This window comes from Delftia sp. JD2 (assembly GCF_001682645.1).
Classification (GTDB): Bacteria; Pseudomonadota; Gammaproteobacteria; order Burkholderiales; family Burkholderiaceae_C; genus Comamonas; species Comamonas acidovorans.
Window position 1 is genome coordinate 13,633 of sequence record NZ_LFJT01000012.1, and the last position, 15,093, is coordinate 28,725.

At 68.6% G+C, this 15,093-nt stretch carries 16 protein-coding genes; 6 read left to right on the forward strand and 10 right to left on the reverse strand.

The genetic code is table 11. The annotated features are described in order from the left end of the window. Positions 1-32: 32 nt before the first annotated feature. The 6 genes from ACM14_RS08790 to ACM14_RS08815 form a co-directional block, all read right to left on the reverse strand. A complete protein-coding gene (locus tag ACM14_RS08790) occupies positions 33-722 on the reverse strand; it encodes an NYN domain-containing protein (RefSeq protein WP_225971041.1) in 690 nt (229 codons plus the stop codon). A gap of 214 nt (positions 723-936) precedes the next feature. Continuing rightward, positions 937-1,935 (reverse strand): L-threonylcarbamoyladenylate synthase, encoded by a 999-nt coding sequence (locus tag ACM14_RS08795; protein WP_065345953.1) that lies wholly within the window; start codon positions 1,933-1,935, stop codon positions 937-939. Positions 1,936-1,946: 11 nt separating this feature from the next. Next, positions 1,947-3,110 (reverse strand): 5-(carboxyamino)imidazole ribonucleotide synthase, encoded by a 1,164-nt coding sequence (locus ACM14_RS08800; protein WP_013804484.1) that lies wholly within the window; start codon positions 3,108-3,110, stop codon positions 1,947-1,949. After that, positions 3,107-3,604: a 5-(carboxyamino)imidazole ribonucleotide mutase gene (gene purE, locus ACM14_RS08805; RefSeq protein ID WP_012202922.1), complete on the reverse strand. Its 498-nt coding sequence runs from the start codon at positions 3,602-3,604 to the stop codon at positions 3,107-3,109. Before purE ends, ACM14_RS08800 begins: the two co-directional genes overlap by 4 nt. 83 nt (positions 3,605-3,687) lie before the next feature. Next, positions 3,688-5,076: a hypothetical protein gene (locus tag ACM14_RS08810; RefSeq protein ID WP_065345954.1), complete on the reverse strand. Its 1,389-nt coding sequence runs from the start codon at positions 5,074-5,076 to the stop codon at positions 3,688-3,690. Continuing rightward, a complete protein-coding gene (locus ACM14_RS08815) occupies positions 5,073-6,059 on the reverse strand; it encodes an ABC transporter ATP-binding protein (RefSeq protein ID WP_065345955.1) in 987 nt (328 codons plus the stop codon). The genes ACM14_RS08810 and ACM14_RS08815 overlap by 4 nt, the downstream gene beginning before the upstream one ends. A gap of 275 nt (positions 6,060-6,334) precedes the next feature. On the opposite strand from ACM14_RS08815, the gene trxA reads away from it, so the two are divergent. Further along, positions 6,335-7,291, forward strand: coding sequence for a thioredoxin (gene trxA, locus ACM14_RS08820; protein ID WP_012202925.1), 957 nt, complete (start codon positions 6,335-6,337; stop codon positions 7,289-7,291). A gap of 63 nt (positions 7,292-7,354) precedes the next feature. On the opposite strand, the gene ACM14_RS08825 is transcribed toward trxA, so the two are convergent. After that, positions 7,355-8,161, reverse strand: a complete 807-nt coding sequence (locus tag ACM14_RS08825; protein WP_013804480.1) for an aminotransferase class IV family protein — start codon at positions 8,159-8,161, stop codon at positions 7,355-7,357. Between the two features lie 96 nt (positions 8,162-8,257). On the opposite strand from ACM14_RS08825, the gene ACM14_RS08830 reads away from it, so the two are divergent. Then, positions 8,258-9,169 (forward strand): LysR substrate-binding domain-containing protein, encoded by a 912-nt coding sequence (locus ACM14_RS08830; RefSeq protein ID WP_065345956.1) that lies wholly within the window; start codon positions 8,258-8,260, stop codon positions 9,167-9,169. Between the two features lie 3 nt (positions 9,170-9,172). Here ACM14_RS08830 and ACM14_RS08835 read toward each other — a convergent pair whose 3' ends face one another. Next, positions 9,173-10,069 carry a LysR family transcriptional regulator gene (locus tag ACM14_RS08835; protein ID WP_065345957.1) on the reverse strand — a complete coding sequence of 299 codons (897 nt, stop codon included), beginning with the start codon at positions 10,067-10,069 and terminating at the stop codon, positions 9,173-9,175. A gap of 94 nt (positions 10,070-10,163) precedes the next feature. Here ACM14_RS08835 and ACM14_RS08840 point away from each other — a divergent pair, with 94 nt between their 5' ends. Next, a complete protein-coding gene (locus ACM14_RS08840) occupies positions 10,164-11,024 on the forward strand; it encodes a DMT family transporter (RefSeq protein WP_065345958.1) in 861 nt (286 codons plus the stop codon). Between the two features lie 29 nt (positions 11,025-11,053). Here the strand turns inward: ACM14_RS08840 and ACM14_RS08845 are convergent, their stop codons facing one another. Together ACM14_RS08845 and ACM14_RS08850 are read right to left on the reverse strand one after the other, a co-directional pair. Next, positions 11,054-11,638 carry a DJ-1/PfpI family protein gene (locus ACM14_RS08845; protein WP_065345959.1) on the reverse strand — a complete coding sequence of 195 codons (585 nt, stop codon included), beginning with the start codon at positions 11,636-11,638 and terminating at the stop codon, positions 11,054-11,056. Between the two features lie 157 nt (positions 11,639-11,795). Beyond that, entirely contained in the window at positions 11,796-12,719 is a 924-nt protein-coding gene (locus tag ACM14_RS08850) for a phosphoribosylaminoimidazolesuccinocarboxamide synthase (protein WP_012202931.1), read from the reverse strand. A gap of 364 nt (positions 12,720-13,083) precedes the next feature. Between ACM14_RS08850 and raiA the strand changes: the two genes are divergently transcribed. The 3 genes from raiA to hprK all read left to right on the forward strand — a co-directional run bounded on the left by raiA (position 13,084) and on the right by hprK (position 15,069). Further along, complete coding sequence (gene raiA, locus ACM14_RS08855) at positions 13,084-13,443, forward strand: ribosome-associated translation inhibitor RaiA (RefSeq protein ID WP_012202932.1); 360 nt, start codon at positions 13,084-13,086, stop codon at positions 13,441-13,443. 155 nt (positions 13,444-13,598) lie between these two features. Further along, the gene (locus ACM14_RS08860; RefSeq protein ID WP_013804474.1) at positions 13,599-14,072 is read left to right on the forward strand and encodes a PTS sugar transporter subunit IIA; all 474 of its coding nucleotides are present in this window, start codon (positions 13,599-13,601) and stop codon (positions 14,070-14,072) included. A gap of 40 nt (positions 14,073-14,112) precedes the next feature. Continuing rightward, positions 14,113-15,069, forward strand: coding sequence for an HPr(Ser) kinase/phosphatase (gene hprK / locus ACM14_RS08865; protein ID WP_012202934.1), 957 nt, complete (start codon positions 14,113-14,115; stop codon positions 15,067-15,069). The last annotated feature ends 24 nt before the right edge of the window (positions 15,070-15,093 follow it).

The following is a 15,093-nucleotide window of genomic DNA, read 5'->3' on the forward strand; positions in this document are numbered from 1 at the left end:
CAGCGTTCCGCCCAGCGCCGCTTTGTGGGGGTTCACCAATGCGCAGGCTTGCTGGCTGGTTTTTTCCGCGTCTGCACGTTCAGCGGCAACTGCGATTGCGCCAGCTCGTCGTCCCTGATGTGATGGCGAACCCAGTGCGCCAACGCCGTCAAGCGCTTGTTGGGCACTTTGCCGTCTGCTGCGGTCCTGTCGCGCAATGGCATGACCAGCCCCAGCCTGGCGGCGGGCACGTCCTCGCGCAGCATGCGCAGTGCGGGTTCCACGTCACTGTCGTTGGAGCAGATCACCAGTTGGTCGCATTCGCCACGTACTGCATCACGGTAGGCGTGCAGCGCAAGGTTCACGTCGGTCTGCTTTTCTTCGATCATCCAGACGCGCGACACGTTGTTCTTGCTCGGGTTGGCGCCCGCTTGGTAGCTCGGCAGGGATGTGGGTTCGAAGACGTGGAAGCCGTTGACGATCTGGATCAGGCCAGGGTCTCGTGCCTGCAGGGCGCGAAGGTACTGGGTCTGTGCCTGGACCGATGCCTCGCCATGCCGGGCGTACGAGGCTTTGACGGGGGCCGTGAAGTACTTGATGGCGACAACCTCTGCGCCAGGGTCTTGCGGCAGCAGGATGCGATCACGAAACAGCGCAGCAATGTCCAGCCACTTGTACGGCGTGCCCTTGAGCCGTGAGTAGTAGAGGTTGTAGCCGTCGATGTAGATGGTTGTTCTGGTCAATGTCCAAGCCACCAATGAAAAGACCACCTTGCGGTGGCCTTTTCGCCCTAAGCCTGAGCCAACTGAATGACACCGCGAAGGGATTGTGTAGCGCGATTCTACCAACTCCTGCCATTCAAAGGCCTGGAACGGCACCTGTTCCTGCGCCGCACGCCGTTGGACAGGCGCGCGGGTTGATGCCCGATGCGGCACTGCAGTCCCGAGGGGACCTCTTCTATCCCGCAGCCGCCGCGCGCAGCAGCCGGTCGCGCACGCCTTCCCAGTCCGGCGTGTCGGGCGGGGTCTCGATCCAGATCAGCCTGGCGCCGACTTCATCGAAGTCGCGCAGGGCGCCGAACAGCTCGCGCGCGGTGGCGGCGGCGTCGGTTGGCATGGCGCGCAGCGTGACGGCGCGCGAGGCGGTGCGCAGCGGTGTGCGGTGGTAGACGGCCAGGTTCTTGGCGTCGGCGCCCAGCACGTCCAGCCCGGCCTGCAGCTGCTTTGCGTCCATGAGGCGCACCTGGGCATTGGGCGCGTAGTGGGCCAGCAGGGTGCCGGAGGCGCGTGGCGTGTTCTCCTGCAGCTCTTCCTTGGACAGGGGGCGCTGGCCGCAGGCGTGTTCTATGTCGTCGCGCGTGATGGCACCGGGGCGCAGCAGCACGGGCACGCCGCGCGTGCAGTCCACGATGGTCGATTCAATGCCCACTTCGCAGGCGCCGCCGTCCAGCACCAGCAGCGTGTCGCCGAACTCGCCGGCCACATGGGCCGCCGTGGTGGGGCTGACGCGGCCGAACTTGTTGGCGCTGGGCGCCGACACGCCCCAGACGGGCGGCTGCAGCTGCTGGCAGGCGGCCAGCACGGCATGGGCGACGGGGTGGGAGGGGCACCGCAAGCCCACGCTGTCCTGGCCGCCGGTCGAGGCCCGGGCGGCCTGGGGCAGGCGCGGCAGGATGAGGGTCAGCGGGCCGGGCCAGAAGGCGTCGATCAGCTGCTGTGCGAACAGCGGCACTTCGCGTGCATAGCGCGTGATGGCGCCGCTGTCGGCCACATGGACGATGAGCGGGTGATTGGGCGGCCTGCCCTTGGCGGTGAAGATCTGCGCGACGGCCGCGTCGTTGTCGGCGTCGGCCGCAAGGCCGTAGACGGTTTCCGTGGGCAGGCCCAGCAGTTCGCCGCGCTGCAGCGCCTGCGCGGCGGCCTGGACAGAGGCCGCCAGCGTTCCATCAAGAATCATCGCGCGGGCCTTCAGAACGGCTCTATACCCAGGATGGCAGCGGCCTGCAGGGCGGTGGAGCGCACGGCCTCGGGCGAGGGGCCGGTGACGTTCAGGTGGCCCATCTTGCGGCCGCGCTTGGCGTCGTGCTTGCCGTACAGGTGCAGGTGGCAGCCGGGCAGGGCCAGGACCTGGTCCCAGGCCGGCGCCTTGGCCTGTTCGCCGTCCTTGAACCACAGGTCGCCCAGCAGGTTCAGCATGATGGACGGGCTGTGCTGGCGCGGCTGCGTCAGCGGCAGGCCGGTCATGCAGCGCACCTGCAGCTCGAACTGCGAGACATCGCAGGCGTTCTGGCTGTAGTGGCCGCTGTTGTGCGGGCGCGGCGCGATCTCGTTGACCACGAGCATGCCGTCCTGCAGCACGAAGAATTCGACGCAGAGAACGCCCACGTAGTCCAGGCCATCGGCCACGGAACGTGCGGCGGCCAGCGCCTGCTCGACCTGGGCCTGTGGCAGGTTGCCTTCGTAGACTTCGGTGACGGAGAGGATGCCTTCGCGATGCAGGTTGCGCTGCACGGGCAGGTTGACCATGGAGCCGTCACGGCCGCGCGCCACGATGACCGAGCATTCATGGGCCAGCGGCAGCATTTTTTCCAGCACGCAGGCCACGCGGCCCAGTTGCTCCCAGGCGGTGGCCAGCTCGGCGGCGTTCTTCACGCGCACCTGGCCCTTGCCGTCGTAGCCCATGCGCGCGGTCTTGAGGATGCCGGGCAGCAGGCTGGCGTGCACGGCCGCCAGTTGGGCGGGCGTCTCGATCACCGCGTAGGGCGCGCAGGGCACGCCGCAGCGCACGAAGTGGGCCTTTTCCTGGGCGCGGTCCTGGGCAATGGCTACGGACGAGCCAGCCGGCGAGACCGGCCGCTGGGCGGCCAGCAGGTTCAGCGCCGCGGCGGGCACGTTCTCGAATTCGGTGGTGACGGCGGCCGACAGGCGCGCCAGTTCGGCCAGGCCCTGCGGGTCTTCGTAGCCGGTACGGATGTGGTGGTGGCTGACCAGGCCGGCAGGGCTGGTCGGGTCGGCGTCGAGCACGGCCGTGAAATAGCCCATGGCCTGGGCCGATTGCACGAACATGCGGCCCAGCTGGCCGCCACCCAGCACGCCCAGCGTGGCGCCCGGCAGGATCACATCTGCGCTCATACGGCCACCGGGGGAAGCGTCATCGCGCGCGCTGCGGCGGTCTGCTCGGCGCGGAAGGCTTCGAGCCTGGTACGCAGGGCCGGGTCCTCATTGGCCAGCAGGGCCACGGCGAAGAGGGCCGCATTGGCCGCACCGGCCGCGCCGATGGCAAAGGTGGCCACGGGCACGCCCTTGGGCATCTGCACGATGGAGTGCAGCGAGTCCACGCCCTGCAGGTGGCGGCTGGCCACGGGCACGCCGAGCACGGGCACCACGGTCTTGGCGGCAATCATGCCGGGCAGGTGGGCAGCGCCCCCCGCACCCGCGATGATGGCCTTCAGGCCACGGCCGGCAGCGGCCTCGGCGTAGGCGAACATGTCGTCGGGCATGCGGTGGGCCGAGACGACCTGGGCTTCATGGGCGATGCCAAATTGCTGAAGAATGGCAACTGCGTGCTGCATGGTCTCCCAGTCGCTGCTGGAGCCCATGACCACACCGATCTGGATGGAGTTCATGTCGTGAGGGCGCCTGCGGCCCGGCCTAGTGGAACCCGCGATTTTACTTTTTTAGTCCTAATTCGCGTAATCCATGCGCCAAATCACCGCACAGCCGTGTGCTGCTCGCGCGCAAAACCCAGCACGCGCTGGCGAAACACATGGGCCAGCCAGGCCAGGGCCAGCCCCACCTGCACGGCCAGCGACAGCCACATTCCGCTGGTGACGGGCTTTGTCAGGCCGGCTGCCAGCGGCTGGGCCAGCACGGCGGCATCGGCCCCGGCCAGGCCAAAGGCCAGCAGCGGCAGCACGATGTTGACCAGCAGCCAGGTGACGGCAAACGCGGCCAGCGGCGACTTGATGCGCCCGGCCAGCAGGGAAAAGCCCGTGGCCAGCGCGGCATCGCGCAGCAACTGCGCCGTGGCCAGCGCCGCCAGTTGGGCCGCGCCCGGCACCATGGGCTGGCCGCCCGCAGGCCACAGCAGCCACAGCGCGCAGGCCAGCACGGCCAGCAGCCAGCTCACGGGCCACAGCGGCAGCGCTTCGAGCGCGCCACGCCAGCGCCCCTGCAGCACGCACCACTGCACCTGGCGCCAGCTGCGCAGGCCCTCGTCCATGCCGTGCAGGCAGACATAGGCCGTGCCCGCCAGCGCCAGCCCGGTGGTCCAAGCGAAGAAGGAGGCCGGGCCGGGGCCCTGCAACTGCATTGCATCGAGGTGCATGCCTCCAAAGGCCAGGCCCGCCACGCACAGGCCCAGCGGCCAGGCCCAGGGCAGGGTGCGCACATCCAGCCGCGTGCACAGCAGCCGCCACAGGGCCAGCAGGCCCAGCCCCAGCGCGATGGCGCCGAACAGGTAGATGGCGCCGCGCCCGTGCAGCGGCACGGACCACCACAGCACAGGGCGGCCTTCCTCGCGGCCCAGCTGTTCTGTCAACCGGCCCAGGATGGGGCCGGGCAGCACCATCACGAACAGCAGCGGCACCAGCACGAAGCGGATGCGGCGCGCGGGCTGCTCCTTCGGCCCCCAGCCCATGAGCACGGAGTGCATGCTCCAGGCCTGCAGGGCCAGGCCCCACAGCACGGCCTGCAGCACGGCGTGCACGCCCCAGGCCAGCCCGCCCGGCTGGCCCGCCGAGGTGGCCAGCACGGCCAGCGCGCACCACAGCATGTACAGCCAGGCCGCCAGCGGGGCGCCCAGCAGCTTGCCCCAGGCCATCTGCCAGGGCGTCAAGGCCGACAGGCGCTGCCAGTCCCAGGTGTGCTGGTGCGCCTCTTCGTTGAGGCCGCGCCCGGCCAGCACGCTGCCCAGGCCGGCCGCGGCGATCCACATGCCGATCAGGGCGGCGACCAGCAGGGCATGCAGGCGATCGTTGGGCTGGACCAGAACCATTGGCGTGGCCAGCAGCAAGGCGGTGAGCAGCAGGCTCCAGCCCAGTTGGGCGGGCCGCCAGTTGAGCCAGAGCTGGCGCTGGAATTCGGGGTTGTGCGTCATGGCTGCTCCGCAGGGGTGAGGGGGGCTGCGGCCTGCAGGCCGCGCGCGTAGCGGTCCTGCAGGCGCTCGCGCACAGGCGCCAGGCTGGCCACGGGCAGGCCGGCGCCAACCAGGCGTGCCAGCAGATCGGCGCGTTCGCGTGGGGGCGTGGGCAGCCACAGCTGCAGATGGACCAGGCCCTGGTCATCGGGCTGCGGCACGGGGGTGTCGGGAAGGACCAGATGCAGTTGCCGTGCCAGCGACCCGGCCGAGGCACCCGGGGGCGGTGCCAGCTCCAGCGCGTACAGCGCCAGCGGCACATCGCCGCCGGCGGCAGGTGCCTTGATGCCGCCGTGCAGGGCCTCGTGGCTTTCCACGCGGCCGCCGCGCAGGCTCAGGATGTGGGTGCAGTACTCGTCGAGTTCGCTGAGGATGTGGCTGGAGACGATCAGGGTCATGCCCTGGGCCTGCAGCGCCCGCATCAGCTGGGACAGGCTGGCGCGGGCCTCGGGGTCCAGGCCGCTGGCCGGCTCGTCCAGCAGCAGCACGCGCGGCTGGTGGACGATGGCCTGGCCGATGGCCACGCGCTGGCGCTGGCCGCGAGACAGCTCGGTGGGCAGGCGCTCCAGCAGATCGGCCAGGCCCAGCTGCCCGGCCACGTGCGCCACGCGCTGGGGCGCCTCGGACGGGGGCACGCCCATGGACAGGGCCGCGTACTGCAGGCAGCGCCGCACGCTCAGGCGGTCATAGAGGCCGAAGAAATCCGACAGATAGCCCAGGTGCCGGTGCACTTCGCGGGGCTGCTCCTGCACGGCAATGCCATGCACCTCGACCTGGCCCGACAGCGGCTGGTCCAGCCCGGCGATGCAGCGCATCAGCGTGGATTTGCCGGCGCCGTTGGGCCCCACCAGGGCCGTGACGGTGCCTGCGGCGATATGGACGCTGACGCCATCGAGCGCGCGGTGGCCGGGGTACTCGAACACCAGCTGCGAAACCTTGATCAAGGCGAGCCCTCCCTCATTGCGTTGATGGCAGGCCGCAATGGCGGCACAGCGCGCCAATATAGCCCAGCGCTGCCACGCCGCGCCCTCGGCCGGGCGGCTTGAAATGCGCGCAGCCTGCTCCCATCTGGGGTGGCTGCCGCCCATGGCGTTCACGCCCTGGGCCTTGGAATTGCTGGAGAATCACACGGTCCGCATCGGAGGCATTCGGCCGCCGAAATCCGAACCGCCACAGTCCGCGCGCCCTGGCCGCGCGCCTTGCCACAGGGTCTGATCACATGATTGATGTCACCATTGAGAATTTCGAAGCCGAAGTAGTCGCCGCCTCCATGCAGGTGCCGGTGCTCGTCGACTTCTGGGCGCCCTGGTGCGGCCCGTGCAAGACGCTGGGCCCCATCCTGGAAAAGCTCGAAGTGGCCTACGAAGGCCGCTTCAAGCTGGTCAAGATCGACTCCGACCAGGAGCAGCAACTGGCCGGCATGTTCGGCATCCGCTCCATCCCGACCTGCATTCTGATGATGGGCGGCCGCCCCGTGGACGGCTTCATGGGCGCCCAGCCCGAAGGCAAGCTGCGCGAGTTCCTCGACAAGCACCTGCCCTCCGAAGGCGAGCTGGCCGCCGAGGCCGAAGCCGACGAGGCCCACCAGTTGCTGGAAGCCGGCGACACCCAGGCCGCCCTGCAAAAGCTGGCCGACGCCCTGGCCGCCGACCCGGCCAACGACGATGCGCGCTTCGACTACGTGCGCCTGCTGATCGCCACGGGCGGCTACGAAGAGGCCGGTGCCCTGCTGGCCGAGCCGCTCAAGCGCATTCCCCAGGCCACGCGCTTCGAGGCGCTCAACCAGTGGCTGCAGTGCATGCTGTTCGTGCACAACGACGAGCGTGGCAACTGGGAGTTTGCGCAGTTCGACGCCGTCATCGCGCAGAACAAGCGCGACTTCGACACCCGCTTCGGCAAGGCCCGGGCCCTGGCCGCCGAAGGCCAATGGGCAGCCAGCATGGACGAACTGCTGGAAATCATCATGCGCGACAAGGATTGGAACGGCCAGGCCGCGCGCAAGCTCTACGTGGGCATCCTGGAGCTGCTCACGCCCCCGAAGCCCAAGAAGCAGGACGCCATCCCCGGCAAGAGCAGCGGCGGCATCGAGCTGCTGGGCAAGGCTGGCGCCGAGCAGGACGAAGCCACGCAACTGGTCAACAGCTACCGCCGCAAGCTCAGCATGGCGCTGAACTGAGACCGGCGCTGCACGGGTGAAGAGACGGGGAGCCTTGCGGCTCCCTTTTTTCATGGCGAGGACTCAGGGTGCAACCGGTTCCTCGGCCGCATGCGCGCGGTGCAGCAACTGCACGAAGCCGGGCGCATCGGGCAGATGCACATCGGCCAGGCGCCTGACCGGAATGCCCGGGGACCACGAATTCATCACCACGGCGCCGGCCAGGGATGGCAGGTCGGCCCGGGTCAGCACGGCCTGGCGCTGCGCCACGCCCAGGCGCTGCAACTGGCGCCGCAGCATGGACTCGGTCGTGCCCGGCAGCACTTGGGCGCGCGGCCAGACCACGGCATCTCCATCCCAGAAGGCCAGGTTCCAGATGGTGGCCTCGCCAATGCGGCCGTGACGGTCGGCAAAGGCGGCGTCGTCAAAGCCCTGGGCCACGGCGCGGCGCAGCAGATGCGTCTTGGCCACCTCGCCCACATGCTTGAGGTGGGGCAGCATGCGCTCATGCTCGAACAGCGCCAGGCTCAAGGGCCCGGCGGGGCCCGAGGCGGGTGCCGAGGTGCGCACCAGCATGCGCGGCCGCGCATCGGCGGCCGTGAATTCCCCGGCAGGCGAGTACACCGTGGCGGTCAGCGACACATCCTGCGGGCCGTTGGCAAGCGCCGCCCGCAGCTGCGCCTGGACATGGTCATCGGACAAGGCCTGGCCGTACAGCTCCAGCGAGGCCTGGCGCAGACGCTGCAGATGCAGGTCCAGCCCGCGCAGCCTGCCGCCGCGCACCTGCATGGCCGTGAAATGGGCATGGCCGGCAAAGGCCAGGGCGGCGAGTTCGGCCGCCGTAGCGGGCTGCCCATCGATAAGGCTGGTGAAAAAAGAGGCGGTTTCCATGGGTTCATCCATCAAGTTTTCTTGATTGTTCGATGGCGGTCCCAAAAGAGGAAGCAAGTAGTATTCGGGGCTTTATCAAGAAAAATTTGAAGATCCATGCGCCAGCTTCCACCCGGCACGCGCGCCCTGCGCAGCTTCGAGGCTGCAGGGCGCCACCTGAACTTCACGCGCGCGGCCGACGAACTGGGGCTGACCCCGGCGGCGGTCAGCCACCAGATCAAGGAGATGGAGGAACAGCTGGGCCTCGTCCTCTTCACGCGCAACAGCCGCAGCATGCAGCTCACGCCCGCAGGCAGCGTGCTGCTGGAGGCCACGGCCGAGGCGCTGGGCCTGCTGCGGCGCGCCACCGGCCGGGCGCGCCAGCTGGCCCGGGGCGAGACGCGGCTGCGCCTGTCGCTGGGCGCGCGCTTTGCCACGCAGTGGCTGCTGCCCCGGCTGCCGCGCTTTCGCGCTGCGCATCCGCAGATCGAACTGAGCTTCGACATCTGCGACGAGGTGCGCGACTTCGACGCCGATGACATCGACGTGGCCATCCGCTTCGGCACCGGCCGTGATCCGCACACCCTGGCGGTGCGCCTGTTCGATGCCAGGGTGATCCCCGTCTGCAGCCCGACCCTGCTGCAGTCCGGCCCGCCGCTGGCCCGGCCCGTTGACCTGCTGGCGCACACGCTATGCCATGTCGATTGCCGGGTGGACGGCCAGGTCTGGCCGAACTGGCCGATGTGGATGGCGGCGGCCGGCGTGGAGGGCCTGGACGCAGGCCGCTGCATCGCCTTCACCGACTCCAGCCATGTCGTGCAGGCCGTGCTGGACGGTGGCGCCGTGGGTCTGGTCGAGCAGGACCTGGTGGCCGAAGACCTGGCCCGCGGCCGCCTGGTGCGCCTGTTCGACATCGCCGTGGGCCTGGGACCGGCCTACGCCTACCACCTGCTTTACCCCCAACGCAGCCAGGGCCAGCCGGCCATCGAGGCGCTGCGTGCGTGGGTGCTGCAGGAGGCCGGGCTGTAGCGCCTACTGCCGTACGGGATCGGCAAATCGCATCAACCCGCGCACCACGGCCTGCACGGCCGGGTCTTGTTGCGCGGCGCTGCGGCAGGCCAGGCCCAGCGGGCGTGTCAGGGCGGGGCTGAGTCCGCGCTGCTGCAGCGTGCGGCTGACGGCGTCCATTGGCTCCTCGCGCGGCAGGACCGTGGGGCCGTGGCCTGCGGCGACCAGGGCGCGTATGCCTTCGGGAAAGCTCATTTCCATGCGTGGCTGGGGCAGCAGGCCCGCCTGGGCGAACCATTGGGACAGCAGGCGGTGCATCTGGGTGCCGGCGGCAAAGCCTATCCAGGGCTGGGCGTTGAGCCATTCGGGCGTGATCTGGTCGGGCAGCGGCATCTGCGGCGGGGCAAACAGCTCCATGGGGTCGTTGCGCCAGGCGCGCATTTCCAGGCCGGAAGGCACGGGCTGGGGCAGCCCGACCAGGGCCAGGTCCAGGTGGCCAGTCGCCAGGCGCTGCATGGCCTGGGCGGAACTCACGACTTCCAGGCGCAGTTCCACGCCGGGCGCGTGCTCGGCCAGCCATTGCAGCAGTTCGGGCAAAAGCAGGGGGCTGACGCCGGCCGAGGCGCCTATGCGCACGCTGGCGCCAAAGCCCTCGGCACGCTTGCGCACCTGGCGCAGCAGGGATTCGCTGTCGGCCAGCAGGCGGCGTCCGCCTTCGGCCAGCAGAGCGCCTGCGGGCGTCAGCTGCGCCTGGCGCTTGCCGCGCACCAGCAGGGGGGTGTCCAGGCGCGCTTCCAGCTCCTGGATGTGCAGGCTGACGGCGGGCGGCGACAGGTGAAGGGCCTGGGCGGCGGCAGCCAGCGTGCCCAGGTCGGCCACGGCCACCAGGGTCTGGAGCTGGTCAAGGTTCAGGCGTCGCATCAGGTTTCCTGAAGATGAGGTTCCGAAGATTCGACTTTATCTAATCTGGATGCGAATCCATCATCCCGTCCCGTATCAAGAACGAGGCCATGGAATGGAATTGAGCAATGCGGTGCTGGCCGCGGCCCTGGGGGCCGCGCTGATGAATGCGGGATGGAACAGCGCCATCAAGCTGGGCGGCGACAAGATGGTCGCCATGGCGCTGACCACGGGGCTGGCCAGCCTGTGGTCGCTGCTGGTGCTGCCCTGGCTGGACTGGCGCGCGGCGGGGTTGTGGGACGCATCGGTGTGGTGGTGGCTGGCGGCTTCGGTGGCCGTGCACACCGTCTATCACTTCGTGCTGCCGCGCGCTTACCAGCATGGCGAGTTCGGCGTGGTCTACCCGGTGGCGCGGGGCAGTGCGCCACTGTTCGTCACGCTGGGCGCGGCGCTGCTGGCCGGTGAGTGGCCGGGCGCGACCGGGCTGGCCGGCGTGCTGTGCCTGTCGCTGGGCGTGCTGGCGCTGTCGGTGCGCAGCGGCGCGGCCAGCGGTTATGGCGGCAGCGGCTATGCGCTGGCCACGGGCGCCATGATTGCCTGCTATACGGTCATCGACGGGCTGGGGGCGCGCGCATCCGGCTCCGCGCTGTTCTATGCGGCCCTGCTCACGCTGGGCGATGGCCTGGCCACGGTGCTGATCGTCGCCTGGCGGCGCGGTCCTGCCGTGCTGCGCGCCGATGCCCGCACCTGGCGCCTGTGCGCCCTGGCCGCCGCCATGCAGCTGAGTGCCAGCTGGATGGCGACCTGGGCGCTGTCGCAGGCGCCCATGGGGCTGGTGTCTGCGCTGCGTGAAAGCAGCGTGCTGTTTGCGGGCTGGATTGCCGCCTGGCTGATGCGCGAGCGCCTGGGCCGCGTGCGCATGCTGGCCTCGGCCCTGGTCTTCGGCGGCATCGTGCTGGTGCGCTGGGGCGGTTGAGCCGCCCGGCTCCAACGGGCGCTGCGTGCTCAGCCGTGGCTGATGCGCGTGCCCAGGAGCGTCAGGAACTGGGCGATCCAGGCCGGGTGTGCGGGCCAGGCGGGGGCGCTGACCAGGTTGCCTTCGGTATGCGCCTGGTCCACGCCGATGTCGGCGTAGGTGCCGCCGGCCAGTTCGACCTCGGCACGGCAGGCCGGGTAGGCCGAGCAGGTGCGGCCCTTGAGCACGCCGGCGCCGGCCAGCAGCTGGGCGCCATGGCAGACGGCGGCCACGGGCTTGTTGTTGTCGAAGAAGTGGCGCACGGCGGCGCGCACGGCGTCGTAGTTGCGCAGGTACTCGGGGCCGCGTCCACCGGGGATCACCAGGGCGTCGTACTGCTCGGGCTTGATGTCGGCGAAGCTGGCGTTGAGCGTGAAGTTGTGGCCGGGCTTCTCGCTGTAGGTCTGCGCGCCCTCGAAATCATGGATGGCCGTCTTGATGTGGTCCCCGGCCTTCTTGTCGGGGCAGACCGCATGCACCGTGTGTCCCACGGCCTGCAGGGCCTGGAAGGGGACCATGGTTTCGTAGTCCTCGCAGTAGTCGCCACAGATCATCAGAATCTTCTTGCCAGCCATGTGCTTGCTCCTTCAGAAAAAGTCAGAGGAAGCGAACATTGTGGCAGCGTCGGTGACGCAGGCATGACCGGCTGCAAAAACGCAGGCCCGCAACGAAAAAGAGAGCCGAAGCTCTCTTTTGCGGGGAAGGCGCGCGGGGCCGGGCTACGGCGGGCCGTCAGGCCGTCAGGCGCTGCAGGGCTTCGCGGTACTTGGCGGCCGTCTTCTCGGTCACTTCCTGGGGCAGGCGCGGGGCCGGAGCCTTCTTGTCCCAGGGCTTGCCGTTGACCTGGGCCTGCTCCAGCCAGTCGCGCACGAACTGCTTGTCGTAGCTGGGCGGGTTCTCGCCATTGGCCAGGGCCTGGGCATAGCCCTCCACGGGCCAGTAGCGCGAGCTGTCGGGCGTGAGGACTTCGTCCATCAGCACCAGTTCGCCGTTCTCGTCCAGGCCGAATTCGAACTTGGTGTCGGCAATGATCATGCCCTTTTCGAGGGCGATGGCGGCGGCTTCCTTGTAGATGCGGATGGCCGTATCGCGGATCTGGGAGGCCAGCTTCTCGCCGACCATCTCCACCGTGCGCTCGTAGGTGATGTTCTCGTCATGGTCGCCCATCTCGGCCTTGGCGGCCGGGGTGTAGATGGGCTCGGGCAGCTTGGCGGCGTTGGTCAGGCCTTCGGGCAGGGGCACGCCGCAGACCGAGCGCGATTCCTGGTATTCCTTCCAGCCGCTGCCGGCCAGGTAGCCGCGCACCACGGCCTCGATCAGCACGGGCTTGAGGCGCTTGACCAGCATGGAGCGGCCCGTGACCTGGGGCACTTCGGCGGGCGTGACCACGGACTCGGGCGCTTCGCCGGTCAGGTGGTTGGGGCAGATGTGGCCGAGCTTGTCGAACCAGAACAGCGCCATTTGCGTCAGCAGCTCACCCTTGCCGGGGATGGGCTCGCCCATGATCACGTCGAAGGCCGACAGGCGGTCCGAGGCCACCATCAGGATGCGGTCATCACCCACGGCATAGTTGTCGCGCACCTTGCCGCGCGCGAGCAGCGGCAGCGAGGCAATGTTGGAAGTGTGCAGGGCGGAGGGGCGGGACTGGGTGGTCATGTGAGGCAAGGGGCAATCTGGCAAAGAGGCTGCAGCGGCCGGATGGCTGCAAGCGGCACGCGCAGGAGCGCGATTCTAACCAACGGCGCCTCACGGTGACGGGCGGCCCTTGGCAAGCCCCACCCCAGGGGCGCAGCCTGGCAAACCCGCCGATTGTGCGCCCAATTGCATGGCGCGCAAAACCCGCCTCCAAGGCCCTGCACCGTCCTGCGCTATCGGCTTGCGGCGTTGCTTTTGGGCAGACCCCGGCGCATAGTGGATTCGCAAGCAAACGAATGCGCATTCCGGCCTGCAAGCACCTGTCCCGGCGGATCGTCTCCCGGTGGACCGGGCTGTTTTCATCCAGAGCAAGGAGTGTTTAGATATGAATCTGACGATTAGTGGGCATCACCTGGAGGTCACTCCCTCGCTGCGCAGTTACGTCATGGCCAAGCTCGAACGCATTCTTCGACACTTTGACCAGGTGGTGGATGTAAAGGTCTTGCTGACCGTTCATAACCAAAAGGAGAAGGAAAAGCGCCAACGTGCCGGTTGCACGCTGCGCGTCAAGGGCCAGGATCTTTTTGTCGAGACCTCTCACTTCGATCTCTACGCCGCCGTCGATGCGCTGGCTGACAAGCTGGACCGCGTGGTGGTGCGCTACAAGACCCGCCAGCAGGGCAGCCGCTATGGTTCGGCCAAGCGACTCGATGATGCTGGGCTGACCTTGGCGTCAGTCGGGTGACAGGTAAGGCGTCTGCCCTGTGCGGGCGCTTACAATACCTGCGCTTATGTGGCTGATGAGCCACGCACGACCACCGCCCTTCGGGGCGGTTTTTGATGGGGGTCAGGGTTTCCCCACGGTTTCCGGCACTGCGGTGCATAATTGTTTCCCGAACCATGAACCGTCTTGCCTCCATCCTGCCCGCCGCTCAAGTGCTCGTGAGCGTCGACGTCACCAGCAAAAAGCGCGCTTTCGAAGAAGCAGGTCTGCTCTTCGAGAGCCTGCATGGCCTGTCCCGCGCACTCATCACCGACAGCCTGTTTGCACGCGAACGCCTGGGCTCGACGGGGCTCGGCCACGGCGTGGCCATTCCCCATGGGCGCATCAAGGGCCTGACCGCTCCCATGGCGGCCGTGTTCCAGCTGGACAATCCCATTGGTTTCGATGCTCCCGATGAGCAGCCCGTGGGCCTGCTGATCTTTCTGCTGGTGCCCGAAGCGGCCACCCAGAAGCATCTGGAAATCCTGTCCGAAATCGCCGAGCTTCTCAGCGACAGCCAGCTGCGTGAGCGCCTGAAGTCCTGCGCCGATGCGGCCCGGCTGCATGGAATGATTGCGGGCTGGCAGTCCTCCGCTGCGCCCCTGGTCTAGTCTTCCAGACTTTTTCCTTCCCTTTTTCACGGGCCTTGCCATGAGACCCAGTGCCATCAGCGCCGATGTCCTGTTCGAGGAGTTCCGCTCCAGCCTGCGCTGGGAGTGGGTGGCGGGCCTGGGAGCCTCGGAGCGCCGTTTCGACGAGATGGCCGTGCGCTCGGCGCGCTCCGGCGCGGACCTCGTCGGCTACCTGAACTACATCCATCCCTACCGGCTGCAGGTGCTGGGCGAGCGCGAGATCGCCTATCTGAGCAATGCCACGCCGCAGGACTGCCAGCGCCGCGTGGCACGCATCGTCACGCTGGAGCCGCCCGTGCTGGTGCTGGCCGACGGGCAGACGGCGCCCGAGGCGCTGCTGTCCATGTGCGAGCGCGCCCACATTCCCATGTTCTCCACGCGCGAGCAGTCGGCCTTCGTGATCGATGTGCTGCGCGCCTACCTGGCCAAGCATTTCGCCGACCGCACCACCATGCACGGCGTGTTCATGGACATCCTGGGCATGGGGGTGCTGATCACGGGCGAGTCGGGCCTGGGCAAGAGCGAGCTGGGGCTGGAACTGGTGACGCGCGGCAACGGCCTGGTGGCCGACGATGCCGTGGACCTGTATCGCATCAACCAGACCACGATCGAGGGCAAGTGCCCCGAGCTGCTGCAGAACCTGCTGGAGGTGCGCGGCATCGGCCTGCTGGACATCCGCGCCATCTTTGGCGAGACGGCCGTGCGCCGCAAGATGCGCCTCAAGCTCATCGTGCACCTGGTGCGCAAGGAAACCATGGAGCGCGAGTACGAGCGCCTGCCGGCCGAGCCGCTGACGCAGGATGTGCTCGGCGTGCCCGTGCGCAAGGTGGTGATCCAGGTGGTGGCGGGCCGCAACATCGCCGTGCTGGTCGAGGCCGCCGTGCGCAATGCCATCTTGCAGCTGCGCGGCATCGACACCTACCAGGAATTCGTGCAGCGCCACCGCCGCGCCATGGAGCGCGGCGACACCTTCTAGTGGCCGCTGGCGTCGCTGAGGCCG

Bases quoted from the DNA above. Each gene is read 5' to 3' on its own strand.
- ACM14_RS08795 (WP_065345953.1), bottom strand. From the start codon at position 1,935: ATGATTCTTGATGGAACGCTGGCGGCCTCTGTCCAGGCCGCCGCGCAG.
- ACM14_RS08800 (WP_013804484.1), bottom strand. From the start codon at position 3,110: ATGAGCGCAGATGTGATCCTGCCGGGCGCCACGCTGGGCGTGCTGGGT.
- purE (WP_012202922.1), bottom strand. From the start codon at position 3,604: ATGAACTCCATCCAGATCGGTGTGGTCATGGGCTCCAGCAGCGACTGG.
- ACM14_RS08810 (WP_065345954.1), bottom strand. From the start codon at position 5,076: ATGACGCACAACCCCGAATTCCAGCGCCAGCTCTGGCTCAACTGGCGG.
- trxA (WP_012202925.1), top strand. From the start codon at position 6,335: ATGATTGATGTCACCATTGAGAATTTCGAAGCCGAAGTAGTCGCCGCC.
- ACM14_RS08825 (WP_013804480.1), bottom strand. From the start codon at position 8,161: ATGGAAACCGCCTCTTTTTTCACCAGCCTTATCGATGGGCAGCCCGCT.
- ACM14_RS08830 (WP_065345956.1), top strand. From the start codon at position 8,258: ATGCGCCAGCTTCCACCCGGCACGCGCGCCCTGCGCAGCTTCGAGGCT.
- ACM14_RS08835 (WP_065345957.1), bottom strand. From the start codon at position 10,069: ATGCGACGCCTGAACCTTGACCAGCTCCAGACCCTGGTGGCCGTGGCC.
- ACM14_RS08840 (WP_065345958.1), top strand. From the start codon at position 10,164: ATGGAATTGAGCAATGCGGTGCTGGCCGCGGCCCTGGGGGCCGCGCTG.
- ACM14_RS08845 (WP_065345959.1), bottom strand. From the start codon at position 11,638: ATGGCTGGCAAGAAGATTCTGATGATCTGTGGCGACTACTGCGAGGAC.
- ACM14_RS08850 (WP_012202931.1), bottom strand. From the start codon at position 12,719: ATGACCACCCAGTCCCGCCCCTCCGCCCTGCACACTTCCAACATTGCC.
- raiA (WP_012202932.1), top strand. From the start codon at position 13,084: ATGAATCTGACGATTAGTGGGCATCACCTGGAGGTCACTCCCTCGCTG.
- ACM14_RS08860 (WP_013804474.1), top strand. From the start codon at position 13,599: ATGAACCGTCTTGCCTCCATCCTGCCCGCCGCTCAAGTGCTCGTGAGC.
- hprK (WP_012202934.1), top strand. From the start codon at position 14,113: ATGAGACCCAGTGCCATCAGCGCCGATGTCCTGTTCGAGGAGTTCCGC.